The sequence below is a fragment of the Nocardia sp. NPDC005745 genome, from assembly GCF_040630775.1.
Classification (GTDB): domain Bacteria; phylum Actinomycetota; class Actinomycetes; order Mycobacteriales; family Mycobacteriaceae; genus Nocardia.
Map to the genome: position 1 here is coordinate 1 of NZ_JBEXYF010000038.1, position 15,850 is coordinate 15,850.

Here is a 15,850-nt window from a genome sequence, read left to right on the forward strand (position 1 = left end):
CAGGTCGGCGAGTTGCCGCTTGCCGTCCGCCGCTTGCTCCTTCGTCGCGGACGCGACGGCCGCGCAAACGCGAGCCGGGCCGCGAACGGCGCATGCTCGGTCTCGCTTCGCTCGGAAGACGGAGTTGAGGTGCGCTGGGCGCGTGGGGACTGTCGCTACGGACCAGAGCTCGCCGTTGTGGCCGCGTAGGGCGGGTTCCGGCTGGCGACCGTGTTTACATGCTGGGCCGCAAGGCGCATGCTCGGTCTCGCTTCCGGGTGGCCGGTGAGGTGGTCGATATCGTTCGGCGCGTTACGACCTGCATCGTGATGTGGGCTCGTGCCGTTCACCGACTGTGCGCCCGAGCGATTTCCGGACACCGAGATGGTCGCCCTTTCGTTCGTGCGCGGTCGCGAAGACGCGCTGCGATACCCGCCTTCGCGACCGCGAGCCCGGAACGAGTGATCGGCGCTCAGTACCGCTTGCGCATCAAGGTGCGGACCATGGAGCAGGTCGCGTCGGACGGAGGCCGGATGCCGATCACCTCGGCGGTGTGCCTGATTCGCTTGTTCGTGGCGTAACTCGGGGGGTAGACGCCGGAGTCGAGCAGCGCGATCGCCAGGCGCATCGCCTTCAGCCGCCGGTTGTGCAGGACATACCACGCCCGCGGACGGCCCGCGGGCAGCCTGCGCTTCTCCAGCGGGGCGTAGGGGCGATCGATGAGAACGGTTTGTGGTGTGCGCATTGGCATCCCTCCCGTGGCGATCGGGGGCGGAAGCCCCCTCGAACGTACCTTCGATTCTACCCGGGGGCACCGACAAAGTTCGCAGGCCACAAGGGCTTTCACTCGGCCGACGGCTCACAGATCGTGCAACAGCCGCAGCGACTGCGGATGGCCCAGCGCGGCCGCGCGTTCCAGCCACCGCCGAGCTTCCCGCTGCGCCGGTGTGCGGCCGGTCGCGATGGCGGCGGCGGTTCGCAGCACCTCGGGGTCGGCGAAATCGCCTGCCAGGTAAGGCGTGTTGGCCGCGCGCAGCAATAGTGCGAGATGGAACATCGAGTCGGGGTCACCCGCTTCGGCGCCCTTGCGCAGCCACCGCTCACCCTCGGCTCGGTCGCCACGGTCCAGGTGCAGCGCGCCCAGTACCGCCATCGCGTCGGTTCTTCCGCGGCGCGCGGCCTCGGTGAGCAGGTCGATCGCACGGTCGAATTCGCCGCGACGCGCCAGGTGCAGGCCCAGGCTGCGCATGGCCGTCGGGTTTCCGGCACCAACCGCTCGTTCGTACCACTGCTCGGCCTCTTCGTCGCGGCCGCGCCGATTCGCGAGTACGCCCATGTTGCAGAGGGCTTCGGGCAAGCCGCGCTCGGCCGCGGGCCGCAGCCAGCGCTCGGCCTCGTCCAGATTTCCGCGCTCGGTGTGCAGCAGGCCCAGCTGCATCCCCGCCGCCTCGTTGCCGCGCGCGGCGGCGGTCTCCAGCCAGCTGATCCCCTCGCCGATCCGGCCGTCGGCCCCCAGCAGGGCGCCGAGCATTCCCATGGCGGGCGCGCTGCCACCCGCGGCGGCCCGGCGCAGCCAGTGTTCGGCGCCCGCCGCGTCGCCCGCGTCCCACAGCGCTTCGGCGCGTCGTTGCATGGCGAGCAGTTCGACCTCGCTCGGTCGCTCGGTCATCTCAGCACCCCGCCTCGCGAGACTCCGCGGAATCCACGCTGTCCATCATCGCGCCTGTTGGAGCGGGGCGCGGTACCCGTTTGCCCGCGCGTACGCGGCCAGCTGCGCGTCGTAGTTGCGGAGGCTGTCCAGCAGCCAGGTGTGTCCGGTGTCCTTGACGACCACGATCGGCCCGCGGCTGCCCGGCGGAAGCGTGGGAACGGAGCCGTCGAGGTACCAGGATGTGGTCGACCACGGGAAGATGAAGGCCCAGCCGATGTCGGCGACCCGCTGCGGCGGACCGAGCTGCATGGGGTCGGCCGGGGTGGCATGGCGTGCGCTGTGCTCGGCCAGCAAGTGCCGGGCGCTGTTGCGGGCCACTCGCACGTCCAGCGGCCCCGAAGTGGTGCAGGGAAACCGCAGACTGATTTCCGCTCCGGGGCGCAGCAGTCGGCCCGCCTCTTCCGGCACCCGGCACGGCCTGCTCCGCAAGCGCAGGAAGACGCTGCGGGTGGTGTCGGAGAACCGCAGCTGCACTGTGGCGTCCTCGGTGCCGCCGACCAGGTGCGTCCCCCGGCTGCGCACCCACTCGTGCTCGTCCGGACGGATGCCGAGGCTGGGAAAGGCTACGTGCGCGCAGGGCATCACTCCGGACGCCGCCGATTGCCGGGCGAGGAACTCCACGCTGAAGTTCTGCCCCGTGGCGTCGGTGGCGCGCCAGGTACGCAGCGCGGTCGCGGGCGGGGGCAGACCGTCGGTCAGTACCGGCCACCAGTCCGACAGCAGTACCGCCACCCACGACTCGAAGTCGGCGGCTCTGGCCAGCGAGATGTCGATGTGCGGATCGGTCATGCTGTCCCCCAGCGGGTCTCGCCCCTAGTCGGAGTATGCGCCTCCGCGCGCGGTGCGAGGTGTGATTTCACACACCGTTATCAGTCGGATGACATGCCCGATCGCCGCGTAACGGGCCGGGGGTCGTAAGCGGGCGACGGGCGCTCGCGACAGCCGATCGCGCCGGGCGTATCGTGCGATTCATGACCGGAATGGACCGCCCACGGCGGTTGCGCCGCACCCCGGCTTTGCGTCGTCTCGTGGCCGAAACGACACTCGAACCACGACAATTGGTACTACCGATGTTCGTGGCCGACGGCTTGGCGGAACCGCGCCCGATCGGCTCCATGCCGGGCGTGGTGCAGCACTCGCTGGACTCGCTGCGCAAGACGGCCGTCGAGGCCGTCACGGCCGGTGTGGGCGGCATCATGCTCTTCGGCGTGCCGCGCCCGGAGGACAAGGACGCCGTCGGCAGCGCCGCCAGCGACCCGCGCGGCATTCTCAACCGCGGCCTGCGCGCGCTCGCCGACGAGGTGGGCGACTCGACCGTGGTCATGGCGGACACCTGCCTGGACGAGTTCACCGACCACGGCCACTGCGGCGTGCTCGCCGCCGACGGCGCGGTCGACAACGACGCGACGCTGGACCGCTACGTCGAGATGGCGCTGGCCCAGGCCGAGGCGGGCGCCGACCTGCTCGGCACCAGCGGCATGATGGACGGCCAGGTCGGCGCCATCCGGCGCGGCCTGGACGCGGCCGGGCGCATCGACACCGGCATCCTGGCCTACTCCGCGAAATACGCCTCGGCGTTCTACGGCCCGTTCCGGGAGGCCGTCGGCTCTTCGTTGGAAGGCGACCGGCGCACCTATCAGCAGGACCCGGCCAATCGCCGCGAGGCGATCCGCGAACTGGAATTGGACCTGGCCGAGGGTGCGGACATCGTCATGGTGAAGCCGGCCATGTCGTATCTGGACATCCTGCGCGAGGTCGCCGATCGCACGACGGTCCCGGTCGCCGCCTATCAGATATCCGGTGAATACGCGATGATCACCGCTGCCGCCGAGCGCGGCTGGATCGACCGCCGTGGCGCCGTCCTCGAGTCACTGATGAGTATCCGCCGCGCGGGCGCGGATATCGTGCTCACCTACTGGGCGACCGAGGCCGCGAACTGGCTGTCGTGACGAACATGGCGGGACCGTTCGCCGCGGGCCCGGCCCGGCCTCCGATGCCGGAGGACGTCGGTACCGCGCGGCAGCTGTGGTGGGGTGTGATCGGATTCGGCGTCGTGCAGTTGATCGCCTCGATCGTCGCCGCGCTGGATCAGCGGCGCACGTTCGCCGAAGAGGTCTTCGAGCAGGCCAGGGTGCAGGAGCCACAGGTCACCATGGCAAGCGCGGAATTGATGGTGTCGCTGGTCTACGTCGTCGTGGTGCTGATCGGACTGGGCGTCGCGGCGCTGGCGTCGGTGATCGTGCACCAATTCGGGCGAGGCAAGCCATGGGCGCGCACCGTGCTGACGGTGCTGGGCGCGTGGGTGGTGGTGATCGGCGTCGGCGCGCTGCTGGCGATCGACGTGGTGGCCGGGACGGCTTCGCTCGTCGCGGGCGGCGCGTCCATCGTGCAGGCGGTGCTGGCGGTGGGCGCCATCTATCTGTCCCACCGGCCCGATTCCACCGCGTACTTCCAGCCCGGCGGGCGCTGATGCAACACGTTTCCAATTTGTCCGAGACAGTCCGGCATGTATGGTGAGGGTTGTCACAGTGGACGTGGGAACCGGTAGTCGTTTGTCATGCGTTGTCGTGTATTACGTGCGGGAACTCGGCAGATGGCTCCGGAGGATCGGAGGCATCGATGCGAGTGGTGATCCAGCAGCCGCACAGCATTCGGCGGGATCTGGCCGTCTTGAGTCTGTTGATCCTGTTCGCCGTGTTGACCGTCGCCGTGCTGTTGCTGCCCGGCCTGAGTCGCTGATCTCACTTCTCGCCGTGTCGGCGCGCGCTGCCGCGGGGGGCTCGGCGTGACCGCTGCCGCCGTCTTGTTCGCCGAACCGGGCGCCCGCTGGCGCGCGGTGGCCTACGGCCCGATCCTGTGCCTGGCCGTTCTCGTCCTCGAATTCGCCACGGGCGGTGCCGTGCACTGGTTCGCCCTGGTGTTCTGTGCCGCGCTGATCGCGGGTTTCGTCGCCCTGCAGGTGGTCGCGGGCAAGCGGCACGTCAGTGTCGAGCTCACCGAGGAGACGCTGCGTTCGGGCACCGAGTCGCTACCGCTGGACTCGATCGCGGAGGTGCTTCCCGAGCGCGACGAGGATTCCTGGGACGACGAGGAGTGGGAGTCGGCCAGGGCGCTCGGCGAGCTGAGCGGGGTGCCCCGCCGCCGCACCGGCATCGGTCTGCGGCTGGCCGACGGCGGCCTGGTGCAGGCATGGGCCAGAGACCACAGGGCGCTGCGAACGGCGTTGACCGAAGCCGTCCAGCGCAGTTCGGACGGAGTGGACCGATGAGGCGCTGGATCGTCGCGGTGCTCGTTGAAGTGGATCTGTTCGTGCTCGCCCTGATCGCGGCGGCGCTGAGCGCGCGCGCAGGCGTGCGCACCACCGATTTCGCGGCGGCCGGTGACGCCCCGGGGTTCACCGCCACCCGCTACGCGGGCCCTTGGTGGCTGCTGGCCACGTTGCTCGTCTCGGTGGCCGGTGTGCTCGCCATCGACGCCGTGGCCCGGCTGTGGCGCGGTCGCCTTGGCGCCGCGACCGGCGGCTGATCGGCGCGAGTCCGCTTGCGGCCGTTTGACCTCGCGGAACGCGGGAACGCCACGGTCATGAAACCAACTGTCCAGCGAACACTTTTCGGTGCGGTGGCGGCCGGTGTGATCGGCGCGGCCGCGGCCGTACCCGCTACCGCGTCCGCCGAAGCCGTTCCCGGAACGCTTGTTCCGGTGACACCGGTCTTCGCCGCGACTCTCCCCGCACCGTTGCTGCATTTGCTACCCACGCCGTTGGCGTGCCTGGTGACCACCGGGTTCGCCAAGTTCTGCCTGGGGCTCACGTAGCCACGGATTGCCTGCGAACCGCTGCGGACGGCGCGCGAGCGAGTTACCGTGCAACCGCGCTCCGTCCGCTGCCCGACGCCTGCCGACTGTGCGCTTTGACTGGAATGGCTCTGGGGCCGTTAGTATTTCGGCCGTAGTTGGAACGCGCGTCAACGAAGGAAAGTGTTTGATGAACCGGTTCGCCGTGAAGATCTGTGCCGCGTTTGCCGTGGCTGCCGCCCTCGGAATCGGGGCCGCGCCCGCGGGCGCGAACCCGGGATTGCCCCTGGAGGAGGCGAACCCGGTCGACGCGCCGATTTTCGTGCCGGATTCGGGTTCGGCAGGCCCCTACAACGGGTTCATGTGCTTCCTGCACACCATGTCGGCGCAGGTCCCGTGCATGTACGCCTGACGGCGGCGTCGCGGCGCCCGCTCAGTTCCAGTGCTGGTAGATGTCCAGCACCCGGCCGTTGCGGGCGCCGGGAGCGTTGAGATAGACGGTGACCGTCCCGTCCGGATGGCCTGCGGCCTCCAGGACCACTTGGCGCAAGGTGGCGTGCACCGCGCCGCGATCGTCGCGGTAGATCGCCGAGTCGTCCTTCAGCCCGGCGCCGATCCGGTTCGGCGGGACGACCATCGTGACCAGCGCCGGGATCGGTCCGCCTGCCAGCATGGTGGTCGCCGTGTGGTCCAGCGGGACGGCCAGCCGCGCCTGGTCGAGTTGATCGAACGGCTGCGCGGCGGCGGACCCGGCCCCGAGAGTCACGGCGGCTCCCGCGACGACGGCGAGCACACCCACGCTGACGATGGCAATCCGCATGCAGACCCTCCCGAACGATGGACGAATGTGAGCTGAGACTACGCACCGGCAACCGTCCAGCGATCGAATTTCGCGCGAACCTCACCTCGGCGTGTTGCCAGGCGGCTGCGGCCTGCATCACTGCACTACACCCTGTCGTCGAACCGATTTTCCGGTGCTGCGAGACTGGAACGCGTGAGTTCTTCTCCGCGCGTGACCAGTGCGACCGTGCCGGTTTCCGCTCAGCTCTTCGACCGGGCGAGTTCGGTGATTCCGGGGGGCGTCAACTCTCCGGTGCGGGCATTTCGATCCGTCGGCGGCACACCGCGATTCATCGCCTCGGCCGCCGGCTGCACGCTCGTCGACGCCGACGGCAACGAGTACGTCGACCTGGTCTGTTCCTGGGGGCCGATGATCCTCGGCCACGCGCACCCCGCGGTCGTCGAGGCGGTGCGCCGCGCGGCGAGCGGCGGCCTGTCCTTCGGTGCGCCGACCGAAGCCGAGATCGAACTCGCCGAGGCGATCGTGCGCCGGGTCACGCCGGTGGAGCGGGTCCGGCTGGTGAACTCCGGCACCGAGGCAACCATGAGCGCGGTCCGGCTGGCCCGCGGCTACACCGGCCGTACCAAGATCATCAAGTTCGCCGGTTGTTATCACGGTCACGTCGACGCGCTGCTCGCCGACGCGGGCTCGGGCGTCGCCACGCTCGGTCTGCCCACCTCCCCGGGGGTGACGGGCGCGCAGGCGGCCGACACCATCGTGCTGCCCTACAACGACCTCGACGCCGTCGCCGCCGCCTTCGCCGCGAACCCCGGCGAGATCGCCTGCGTGATCACCGAGGCCGCGGCGGGCAACATGGGCGCCGTCGCGCCGCTGCCCGGCTTCAACGCGGGCCTGCGCGCACTCACCACCGAGCACGGTGCGCTGCTCGTCATGGACGAGGTGATGACCGGCTTCCGGGTCAGCAGTGCGGGCTGGTTCGGCCGGGAAGGCGTCGCGGGTGATCTCTACACCTTCGGCAAGGTGATGAGCGGTGGACTGCCCGCGGCCGCGTTCGGCGGACGCGCCGAGATCATGAACCACCTCGCGCCGCTCGGCCCGGTCTACCAGGCGGGCACCCTGTCCGGTAACCCGGTCGCGGTGGCCGCCGGCCTTGCCACGCTGCGGGCGGCCGACGACGCGGTCTACGCCGCACTCGACCGCAACGCGCAGCGGCTCGGCGAGCTGTTCGGCTCGGCGCTGAGCGCCGCGGGGGTCGGGCACCAGGTGCAATTCGCAGGCAATATGGTGAGCGTGTTCTTCGCCGAACGCCCGGTCACCGATTACGCCGCCGCCAAGGCGAGCGAGACCTGGCGCTACCCCGCGTTCTTCCACGCCCTGCTCGACGGTGGCGTGTACGCGCCGCCGAGCGCGTTCGAAGCGTGGTTCGTCTCCGCGGCGCTCGACGAGGACGCTTTCGACCGTATCGCTGCCGCCCTGCCCGCCGCCGCGCACGCGGCGGCGGCCGCCACCCCCGAAGGATCCCGCGCGTGACCTCCGACCTCGATCAGCCCGATGCCGACCGGCACGAGCCGGCCAAGCCGTCCGCCGAGCCGGACGTGACCGCGACCAACGGCGCGGTCGCCGTCGCATCGGTCATCGACCCGGTCGCGGAGGCGACCGTGATCGACGCGGGTGAGCAGTTCGCCGCCGCGACTCGGTCCGCGACCACCGAGCCCGTGGCATCCAGCCTGGTCGACGCGGGCGCTCACTTCGCCGCGGCCGCGGGGACGACGCCGCAGGCGGGGGAAGAAGAGGCCCCCGAGGCCGCCCCGGCGGAAGGCGAGGCCCCCGAGCCGGTCGAACGCGCCGAGGGCCGGATCAGCGCCGCCGAGCGGGTGCACGATGGCGGCGCCGCCATCGAGACGATCGTGCACGTGTTGCGGCACGGCGAGGTGCACAACCCGAACGGCATCCTCTATGGCCGCCTGCCCGGCTTCAGCCTGTCGGTGACCGGCCGCGCGCAGGCCGCCGCTGTCGCGCGGACCCTGGCCGATCACGACATCGCGCTGGTCATCGCCTCGCCGTTGCAGCGCGCCCAGGAGACCGCCGAGCCGATCGCCGCGCAGCACGACGTCATCGTCCGCACCGACGAGAACCTCATCGAGGCGGGCAACACCTTCGAGGGCCTGCGTGTGTCGGTCGGCGACGGCGCCCTGCGCAAGCCGCGGCACTGGTGGAAGCTGCGCGATCCCTTCACCCCGTCCTGGGGCGAGCCCTATCTGCAGATCGCGCACCGCATGCTGGCGGCGGTGAACAAAGCCCGGGTCGAAGCGGCCGGCCGGGAGGCGGTGCTTGTCTCGCACCAGCTACCGGTGTGGACGCTGCGGCGGTTCCTACAGGGGCAGCGGCTCTGGCACGACCCGCGCCAGCGGCAGTGTTCGCTCGCGTCGCTGACCTCGCTGGTCTACCACGGCGACACGCTCGTCGACATCGTCTACTCCGAGCCCGCGGGCGGCTCGGACCCGTCGGTGCACGGCGCATGACCCGCTCCACCGCGTTCCCCCTCCCGCCCCCGGTGCGCACCGGGCGGGCGCTGCCGGTTCTGCTCGCGTGCGTGGCGCTGATCGCCGCGCTCGCGGGTTGTTCGACCGGTTCGGACGCGGTGGCCTCGGGCGGCACCTTCGAATTCGTCTCGCCCGGCGGCAAGACCGACATCCGCTACGACCCGCCCACCGCGCGCGGCACCATCGGCAAACTGGCCGGTCCGGACCTGATGACGGCGGGCAAGACCACCTCGGTCGAGGACTACGCGGGCAAGGTCGTGGTGCTCAACCTGTGGGGCCAGTGGTGCGGTCCGTGCCGCGCAGAGGCGCCCGCCCTGGAGCAGGTCTACGAGGCGACCAAGGACAAAGGCGTCGCATTCCTCGGGATCAACGTCCGCGATCCGCAACAGGACAAGGCCCAGGATTTCGTGGTCGACAACAAGGTCGGCTACCCGTCCGTCTACGACCCGTCGATGCGCACGCTCTTGGCGCTCGGCGGGAATTTCCCTACCAGTGTCATCCCGACCACGCTCGTCCTCGACCGGCAACACCGGGTCGCCGCGGTTTTCCTGCGGTCCCTGCTGGCCGAGGATCTACAGCCGGTAATCGAAAGTATCGCCGCGGAGGAATCACAGTGAATCGCGACCGCCGTACCCGCCACCTGCGTGCCTGCCGGCCACGGCAGGGCGCCCGACGCATCGGCGGAGGATGGGCCGTCGACGACCGGTGGGCGGGTATCGCCACCGTGCCGCGCAGCGTCGCCGCCGACTCCCTCTTGGACTTCGCCGTATTCGAGGCGGCCGAGGAACCCACCGCCACCGAGCACAAGGTGTCGCTGCGCCGCGGCGCCGGACGATCGCCAGAGGACACGCCGGAGGAATCGGTGTGACGCTTGCGCGCACCGCGCCGCATAACGGGGAGAACCTGTGATGGTGCTCGCCGGAGTCGGTGATTCGTTCCAGCAGACAGCGGCCTCCGGGCCGCTGCTGCTGGCGCTCGGCGCGTGCCTGCTCGCGGGTCTGGTGTCCTTCGCCTCGCCGTGTGTGGTGCCGCTCGTACCCGGCTACCTCTCCTACTTGGCCGGACTGGTCGGCGCCGAGGCGCCGCCCGCCACCGTCGCGCAGGCCACCGGGGGCCGTGCCGGAGGAGCGGTGACCGCCGCGGAGTCGCTTCGCTCGGGGCGGATGCGGGTCGCGGGTGCGGCCGGCTTGTTCGTGGCCGGTTTCACCGTGGTCTTCGTGCTGGCCACGGCGACCGTCTTCGGCGTCATCCAGACCCTCAACGTGAACCGTGAACTGCTGCAGCGCATCGGCGGCGTGGTGACGATCCTGATGGGCTTGGTTTTCATCGGACTGGTGCCCGCGTTGCAGCGCGACACCCGGATGGAGCCGCGCAGGCTCACCAGCATCATGGGCGCGCCGCTGCTGGGCGGAGTGTTCGCGCTGGGCTGGACACCGTGCCTGGGCCCCACGCTCTCCGGCGTCATGGCTGTGGCCGCGGGTACCGACGGGACGACGGCGGTGCGCGGGGTCGCGCTGATCGTCGCCTACTGTCTGGGACTCGGTCTGCCGTTCGTCGTGCTGGCCTTCGGCTCGGCGAGCGCGTTGCGCGGGGTGGGGTGGCTGCGCCGCAATTCCCGCACCATCCAGATCATCGGGGGCCTGTTGCTCGTCGCGGTCGGCGCCGCGCTGGTCACCGGGGCGTGGGACCAGTTCGTCGCCTGGGTGCGCGACGCGTTCGTCTCCGAGGTGACCTTGCCGATATGACCGTGACCGACCAGCCGACGATCGAGAGCACCGAGCGGCCGCCGCGCCAATCCATGCCCGGACGGGCCTGGGCATTGCTGCGCAACACCTGGCGCGGGCTCACCAGCATGCGCACCGCCCTGGTGCTGCTGTTCCTGCTCGCCTTGGCCGCGATTCCCGGCGCGTTGCTGCCGCAGCGCAACCTCAACGAGCAGAAGGTCGAGCAGTACATCGTCGACCGGCCCACGCTCGGCCCGTGGATGGACCGCTTCGAGCTGTTCGACGTGTTCTCCAGCTTCTGGTTCACCGCCGTCTACGTGCTGCTGTTCATCTCCCTGGTCGGTTGCATCCTGCCGCGCACGCTCGACCACTACCGCGCGCTGCGCACACCGCCGGTGCGGGCGCCGCGCAACCTGACCAGGCTGCCGCACCACTACTCGGGCCTGGCCGAGCGGTCGCCCCGGGAACTCGTCGACCACGCCCGCGCCCAGCTGCGCGGCTGGCGCACCGAGGTCCGCCCCGGCCCCCGCGAGGGTGAACTGGCGCTCTCGGCGGAGAAGGGCTACACCCGCGAACTCGGCAACCTGGTGTTCCATCTGGCGCTGGTCGGGCTGCTGATCGCCATCGCGGCGGGCAAGCTGTTCGGCTACGAGGGCAGCGTCATCGTGCTGGCGAACAACGGTCCCGGCTTCTGCACCACCTCGCCCGCGGTGTTCGACTCGTTCAAGGCGGGCAACGTCAACGACGGCACCGGGATGACCCCGATCTGCGTGCGGGTGAAGGATTTCCGAGCCGACTACCTGACCAACGGGCAAGCGGAGATGTTCACCGCGAACCTCGCCTACCAGGCGGGCGCCGACCTGCGGACGAACACCTGGCGCGGTACCCGGGTGCAGGTCAACCACCCCTTGCGCGTCGCAGGCGACCGGCTCTACCTGCAAGGTCACGGCTACGCGCCGACCTTCACGGTTACCTTCCCCAACGGCCAGACCCGCACCGAGTCGATCCAGTGGCGTCCCGACGACGCCTCCACGTTCCTGTCCAGCGGCGTGCTGCGGATCGACCCGCCCGGTGGCATGTACGCCACCGACGAGGAGCGCCGCAAGAACCAGATCGCGATCGAGGGGTTGTTCGCGCCGACGGCGATGTTCCACGGGTCGTTGCTGACCTCGGCGTTCCCCGCGATGAACGATCCCGCCGTCGCGGTCGACATCTATCGCGGCGACACCGGCCTGGACACCGGGAAGCCGCAGTCGCTGTTCGCGCTGGACCCCGAGCAGGTCAAACAGGGCCGGCTGGCCAAGGAGGCCAGGGTCAATCTGCGCCCCGGCGAGTCGACCACGCTGCCGAACGGCACCAAGGTCACCTTCGACGGCGCGCAGGAGTTCGTCAATCTGCAGGTCTCGCACGACCCCGCGCAGAAGTGGGTGCTGGTGAGCGCGCTGTTCATGATGGCGGGCCTGCTGGTCTCGCTGCTGATCAAGCGCAGGCGGATCTGGGTGCGGGTCTACCCGGCCGAGGACACGGCCGGTACCGTTGACCAACGACGCACTGTAGTAGAGATGGGCGGGCTGGCCAGGACCGACCAGGCGGGCTGGGGCGGCGAGTTCGACCGGTTGCGCGCCCGCCTGCTCGACGAGCACGCCGAGACCACGGGAGAGTGACCATGCCGATCGACGAAACCATCGCCAGGTACAGCGATTTGTCGTTCAAGACGGCGATCGTGGTGTACGCGCTGGTGCTGGTACTGCTGATCTGGCAGTACGCGACGGCGCGCAGCCGCCAGGTCAGCGAGCGTGAACTGGTGACCGTGGGTGGCGGATCGACACCGCAGGGTCCGGGCCGGGTCGTCGAGCCCGCGCGGCGGCCGCTGTCGGAGCGGCTCGGCAACATGGCGTTCTCGGTGCTGATGGTCGCCATCGTGTTGCATGTCGGCGCGATCGTGTTGCGCGGTTTCGCGACCAACCGCTTCCCGTTGGGCAACATGTACGAGTTCGTCACCATGGCGACGGCCGCCGCCGTGCTGGTCGGGGTGGTGCTGCTGCGCGAACAGCGCTACCGCGCGATGTGGGCGTTCCTGCTCGTCCCGGTATTGATCCTGCTGTTCCTCGCGGGCACGGTGCTCTACGCAGACGCCGCGCCCGTGGTGCCCGCGTTGAAGTCGTTCTGGCTGCCGGTACACGTCACCATCGTGAGCGTCGGCAGTGGCGTGTTCCTGTTCGCGGGCGTGGCGAGCATGCTGTTCCTCTACCGCCTGCGCCAGCCGGACGGCCAGGAGTCCGACAACGTTCTGGGCGTCATCGCCCGCCGCCTGCCCGACGCCCGTACCCTGGACCGCCTGGCCTACAAGGCCACCATCATCGGTTTCCCGCTGTTCGGCGCCGGGGTCATCCTGGGCGCCATCTGGGCCGAGGCCGCCTGGGGCCGCTTCTGGGGCTGGGACCCGAAGGAAACCTGCTCCTTCATCGCCTGGGTGCTCTACGCCGCCTACCTGCACGCCCGAGCCACCTCCGGCTGGCGCGACACCAAGGCCGCCTGGATCAACATCGCCGCCTTCGTCGCGATGTTGTTCAATCTGTTCATCATCAACATGGTGATCAGTGGGTTGCACTCCTACGCTGGGCTGAACTGAGGCTTGACCCGCGCTTTTCTCCGCTCGGCGGGGGCTCGCCCGGGTCGCTGGACAAGTCGGAAGGCAGCGGGCAGCTCCGTGGCACCTGCAGGGGAAACAACCCTCCGTCGGGACAGTGCCGCCCGTTACCATTGCGGCATGTCCGTTCCGGATGTAGAACACCCGGACCTCCCTGAGTACATGACATGGGAGGAGTTGGAGCGACTTCCCGATGAGATCGCGGAGCGGATCGAGTTGTGGGACGGTCGCGTGGTCTGGTTGCGCCGCGGTCCTGCCGAGCATCAGACGTTCTCCAACCGGCTCTGGGCCACACTCGAACGCTGTGCTCGAAAGGACATGTCCGACAATCCCGAACAGTGTTGGCGCGTCACCACCGAGACGAACGTATTTCTGGGTCACACCGGCAAGTCCAACTTCCTGACACCGGACTTCCTGGTCCACCGCTGTCTCGGATCCGCCTATCAGGATGTGCGCTGCAGTGACGTCGTCCTGGTCGGGGAGGTCCTGTCACCCGGCAATACGCAGACCGACATCGAAGCCAAAAAGGGGCGGTACGCCGGCTCGGGCATCCCGTGGTACTGGGAGGTGACGCTGGCCCGTGAGGTCAGCGCGATCGCCACAGTCCGCGCTTACGGTCTCGACATCGGCCATGCGCAGCTTCCGGACGGGGTTCACCCGCTTCGTGCGGCCAACTACATCCTCGCGGCCGAGTGGACCCACCGGGACCCGGACGGCGTCGAGTTCGACTTTCCGTTCCCGATCAGCATTCCGTGGGCCGAACTCGAATACTGAGGAGATCGGCTCGCACTGCGATGCGGCTCGCCAGTGTGCGCAGCCGCATGCCGGCACCGCGATCGGTCACAGGCCTGCTGCGCCGATGAGCCGGGAATGAGGCCGGTGGGGGCCGGGGTTGTGGTCGGGTCTTCCGGGGTTCAGGTTGGTCTGTCCGCCGGGGGTCAGATTCGCCTGCGGGCCGCACGCCAGATCGGGCCAGGAACAGCTCGCCAGGTAGTGGTCCTGACCGGCTTGGGCGACACCGGCCGTCACCAGACCCATACCGAGCAGGGCGGGTGCGGCGGCGACCGCCAGAGCGCGGGCGAGCCGATGGGTGCGGCGGGTCGAGCGCTGGTTTCGCATCATGTGGTGTGCTCCTCGGTGTTCGTGTGGCGGGGCGGTCCCGCTGTCGTGATGACGCTGTCCAGCCTCATGGACACGGGTATGCGCCGAAAGGACACCAAGGGTGCACGGCCACCCACCCCCTGCGGTAAGCCGATTCCCCCGAGGTGGGCTTCCGTTCCGTCATCCGGCGGATGGGGTCATCGACGATCCGCGATAGTTGAAAACGCAGCTTCATCAGGCTCGATGCATCGGGCGTTTCGCGCATACGTGCCGCCGAACGAATTGCGTTGGTAGTCGCGATCGCGTTCGGCGATCATTCTCCGGTGCGGAGAAACTCGGAGTCGGCCGGGAAACGTCGAGTACCGGAATTGGACGTAGCAGCAGGCAAGTTGAGGCTCCGACCTTGGCAGATGTCTTCTGCGGACGTCGATCTCGTGCGGGAAGCGGCGGATGACGAGCTGATTCCGCTGATCACCACGGTGCCGTCGGTCTACACCGCCGAGGAGGCGGCGAGATTCATCGAGCGTCAGTGGGATCGAACCGAGAGCGAGAGCGGATACCCCTTCGTGATCGCGCGGGCGGCGGACGGTAAACCGCTCGGCAGTATCGGCGTGTGGTCGAAGGATCTCAGCGAAGGACGAGCGTCCATCGGCTACTGGCTGGTGAGATCCGCTCGCGGGCAGGGCATCGCGGCGCACGCACTGCGGACGGTCACCGCCTGGGCGTTCGAGCACCTGCACGTCTCCCGGCTACAGCTCTACGTGGAACCCTGGAACGTCGCGTCCATCCGGACCGCCGAGCGTGCGGGCTTCCGGCGTGAGGGGCTTCTGCGGGAGTGGCAGCGAGTCGGCGACAGCCGCCGCGACATGTACATGTACGCGCGGCTCCGGCCGACTCGGTCGCAGGAGAGTCCGCCGCGCCGCGGGCAGGCCATTCGGGTTGCGCTACCGGCAGACGTCGACGGGATCGTCGAGCTGCTTTCAGCGGTCGCGGCCGAGGGCAAATGGATCAGGGCCGAGGCGCCGTTCGATACCGAAGCCGCTGCCCGCCGGATCCTGGCGATGTCGGGCGATGAAAAGCACGGCGTCTTCGTGGCCGAGATCGACGGATGCGTCGCAGGCACGGCGACGGTCGAATTCACCGCGCGCGGCGTCACGGCCTTCGCCATGATGGTTGCGGCTGACCAGCGCGGACGCGGCATCGGAACGGCGCTGCTCGACCGAGTCGTCGAATGGTCCCGGGATCGTGGCGCCCACAAGGTGACGCTCGAGGTATGGCCGCACAATCAAGCGGCGATGGCGTTGTACGACCGAGCCGGTTTCGAGGTCGAAGGCGTGTTGCGCGCGCATTACCGGCGGCGCAACGGCGAGCTGTGGGACGCGGTGCTCATGAGTCTGTCCTTGGTCGGTGCTCCTGGCCGGGGCCGTGGCTCGGGCTAGGTCTCGGCCGAAAGGGCGGTTCTCGCGTACGCGCAGGTTGCGAGGGCATTGCGGGGACCGCAGTGGCGAACTGTGGGAAGGCATTCGGGATCACTGAACGCCGCACCCG

Annotated in this window: 20 protein-coding genes; 15 read left to right on the forward strand and 5 right to left on the reverse strand. The window is 69.5% G+C overall.

Annotated elements, in window-relative coordinates:
- Positions 1-451: 451 nt before the first annotated feature.
- From ABZ420_RS29850 to ABZ420_RS29860, 3 genes are all read right to left on the reverse strand, one after another.
- Complete coding sequence (locus ABZ420_RS29850; RefSeq protein WP_357129624.1) at positions 452-724, reverse strand: hypothetical protein; 273 nt, start codon at positions 722-724, stop codon at positions 452-454.
- 114 nt (positions 725-838) lie between these two features.
- Positions 839-1,648, reverse strand: coding sequence for a tetratricopeptide repeat protein (locus ABZ420_RS29855; RefSeq protein WP_357129627.1), 810 nt, complete (start codon positions 1,646-1,648; stop codon positions 839-841).
- A 45-nt stretch (positions 1,649-1,693) separates the two neighbouring features.
- A complete protein-coding gene (locus tag ABZ420_RS29860) occupies positions 1,694-2,479 on the reverse strand; it encodes a hypothetical protein (RefSeq protein WP_357129630.1) in 786 nt (261 codons plus the stop codon).
- 182 nt (positions 2,480-2,661) lie between these two features.
- On the opposite strand from ABZ420_RS29860, the gene hemB reads away from it, so the two are divergent.
- From hemB to ABZ420_RS29890, 6 genes are all read left to right on the forward strand, one after another.
- Positions 2,662-3,639: a porphobilinogen synthase gene (gene hemB / locus ABZ420_RS29865; RefSeq protein ID WP_040870379.1), complete on the forward strand. Its 978-nt coding sequence runs from the start codon at positions 2,662-2,664 to the stop codon at positions 3,637-3,639.
- Between the two features lie 5 nt (positions 3,640-3,644).
- Entirely contained in the window at positions 3,645-4,160 is a 516-nt protein-coding gene (locus tag ABZ420_RS29870; protein WP_357129634.1) for a hypothetical protein, read from the forward strand.
- A 315-nt stretch (positions 4,161-4,475) separates the two neighbouring features.
- Positions 4,476-4,958 (forward strand): hypothetical protein, encoded by a 483-nt coding sequence (locus ABZ420_RS29875; RefSeq protein ID WP_357129637.1) that lies wholly within the window; start codon positions 4,476-4,478, stop codon positions 4,956-4,958.
- Positions 4,955-5,215 carry a hypothetical protein gene (locus ABZ420_RS29880; protein WP_357129640.1) on the forward strand — a complete coding sequence of 87 codons (261 nt, stop codon included), beginning with the start codon at positions 4,955-4,957 and terminating at the stop codon, positions 5,213-5,215. Before ABZ420_RS29875 ends, ABZ420_RS29880 begins: the two co-directional genes overlap by 4 nt.
- A gap of 57 nt (positions 5,216-5,272) precedes the next feature.
- Complete coding sequence (locus ABZ420_RS29885) at positions 5,273-5,503, forward strand: hypothetical protein (RefSeq protein WP_357129643.1); 231 nt, start codon at positions 5,273-5,275, stop codon at positions 5,501-5,503.
- Positions 5,504-5,672: 169 nt separating this feature from the next.
- Entirely contained in the window at positions 5,673-5,894 is a 222-nt protein-coding gene (locus ABZ420_RS29890; protein WP_357129646.1) for a hypothetical protein, read from the forward strand.
- Between the two features lie 21 nt (positions 5,895-5,915).
- Here ABZ420_RS29890 and ABZ420_RS29895 read toward each other — a convergent pair whose 3' ends face one another.
- Entirely contained in the window at positions 5,916-6,302 is a 387-nt protein-coding gene (locus ABZ420_RS29895; RefSeq protein WP_040870371.1) for a hypothetical protein, read from the reverse strand.
- Between the two features lie 174 nt (positions 6,303-6,476).
- On the opposite strand from ABZ420_RS29895, the gene hemL reads away from it, so the two are divergent.
- The 8 genes from hemL to ABZ420_RS29935 all read left to right on the forward strand — a co-directional run bounded on the left by hemL (position 6,477) and on the right by ABZ420_RS29935 (position 13,975).
- The gene (hemL, locus tag ABZ420_RS29900) at positions 6,477-7,814 is read left to right on the forward strand and encodes a glutamate-1-semialdehyde 2,1-aminomutase (RefSeq protein ID WP_062968228.1); all 1,338 of its coding nucleotides are present in this window, start codon (positions 6,477-6,479) and stop codon (positions 7,812-7,814) included.
- A gap of 344 nt (positions 7,815-8,158) precedes the next feature.
- Positions 8,159-8,806 carry a histidine phosphatase family protein gene (locus tag ABZ420_RS29905; protein WP_062968393.1) on the forward strand — a complete coding sequence of 216 codons (648 nt, stop codon included), beginning with the start codon at positions 8,159-8,161 and terminating at the stop codon, positions 8,804-8,806.
- Positions 8,803-9,444: a TlpA disulfide reductase family protein gene (locus tag ABZ420_RS29910; protein ID WP_357129650.1), complete on the forward strand. Its 642-nt coding sequence runs from the start codon at positions 8,803-8,805 to the stop codon at positions 9,442-9,444. The genes ABZ420_RS29905 and ABZ420_RS29910 overlap by 4 nt, the downstream gene beginning before the upstream one ends.
- Positions 9,441-9,695: a hypothetical protein gene (locus tag ABZ420_RS29915; protein ID WP_040870368.1), complete on the forward strand. Its 255-nt coding sequence runs from the start codon at positions 9,441-9,443 to the stop codon at positions 9,693-9,695. The genes ABZ420_RS29910 and ABZ420_RS29915 overlap by 4 nt, the downstream gene beginning before the upstream one ends.
- A gap of 40 nt (positions 9,696-9,735) precedes the next feature.
- Complete coding sequence (locus tag ABZ420_RS29920; protein WP_357129653.1) at positions 9,736-10,572, forward strand: cytochrome c biogenesis CcdA family protein; 837 nt, start codon at positions 9,736-9,738, stop codon at positions 10,570-10,572.
- Entirely contained in the window at positions 10,569-12,215 is a 1,647-nt protein-coding gene (locus ABZ420_RS29925) for a cytochrome c biogenesis protein ResB (protein ID WP_357129656.1), read from the forward strand. Before ABZ420_RS29920 ends, ABZ420_RS29925 begins: the two co-directional genes overlap by 4 nt.
- 2 nt (positions 12,216-12,217) lie before the next feature.
- Positions 12,218-13,183 carry a c-type cytochrome biogenesis protein CcsB gene (gene ccsB / locus ABZ420_RS29930; RefSeq protein WP_357129659.1) on the forward strand — a complete coding sequence of 322 codons (966 nt, stop codon included), beginning with the start codon at positions 12,218-12,220 and terminating at the stop codon, positions 13,181-13,183.
- A gap of 138 nt (positions 13,184-13,321) precedes the next feature.
- Positions 13,322-13,975: a Uma2 family endonuclease gene (locus tag ABZ420_RS29935; protein ID WP_357129662.1), complete on the forward strand. Its 654-nt coding sequence runs from the start codon at positions 13,322-13,324 to the stop codon at positions 13,973-13,975.
- Between the two features lie 66 nt (positions 13,976-14,041).
- Here the strand turns inward: ABZ420_RS29935 and ABZ420_RS29940 are convergent, their stop codons facing one another.
- Positions 14,042-14,323, reverse strand: a complete 282-nt coding sequence (locus ABZ420_RS29940) for a hypothetical protein (RefSeq protein ID WP_357129665.1) — start codon at positions 14,321-14,323, stop codon at positions 14,042-14,044.
- A gap of 302 nt (positions 14,324-14,625) precedes the next feature.
- On the opposite strand from ABZ420_RS29940, the gene ABZ420_RS29945 reads away from it, so the two are divergent.
- Positions 14,626-15,741: a GNAT family N-acetyltransferase gene (locus ABZ420_RS29945; RefSeq protein ID WP_357129668.1), complete on the forward strand. Its 1,116-nt coding sequence runs from the start codon at positions 14,626-14,628 to the stop codon at positions 15,739-15,741.
- The last annotated feature ends 109 nt before the right edge of the window (positions 15,742-15,850 follow it).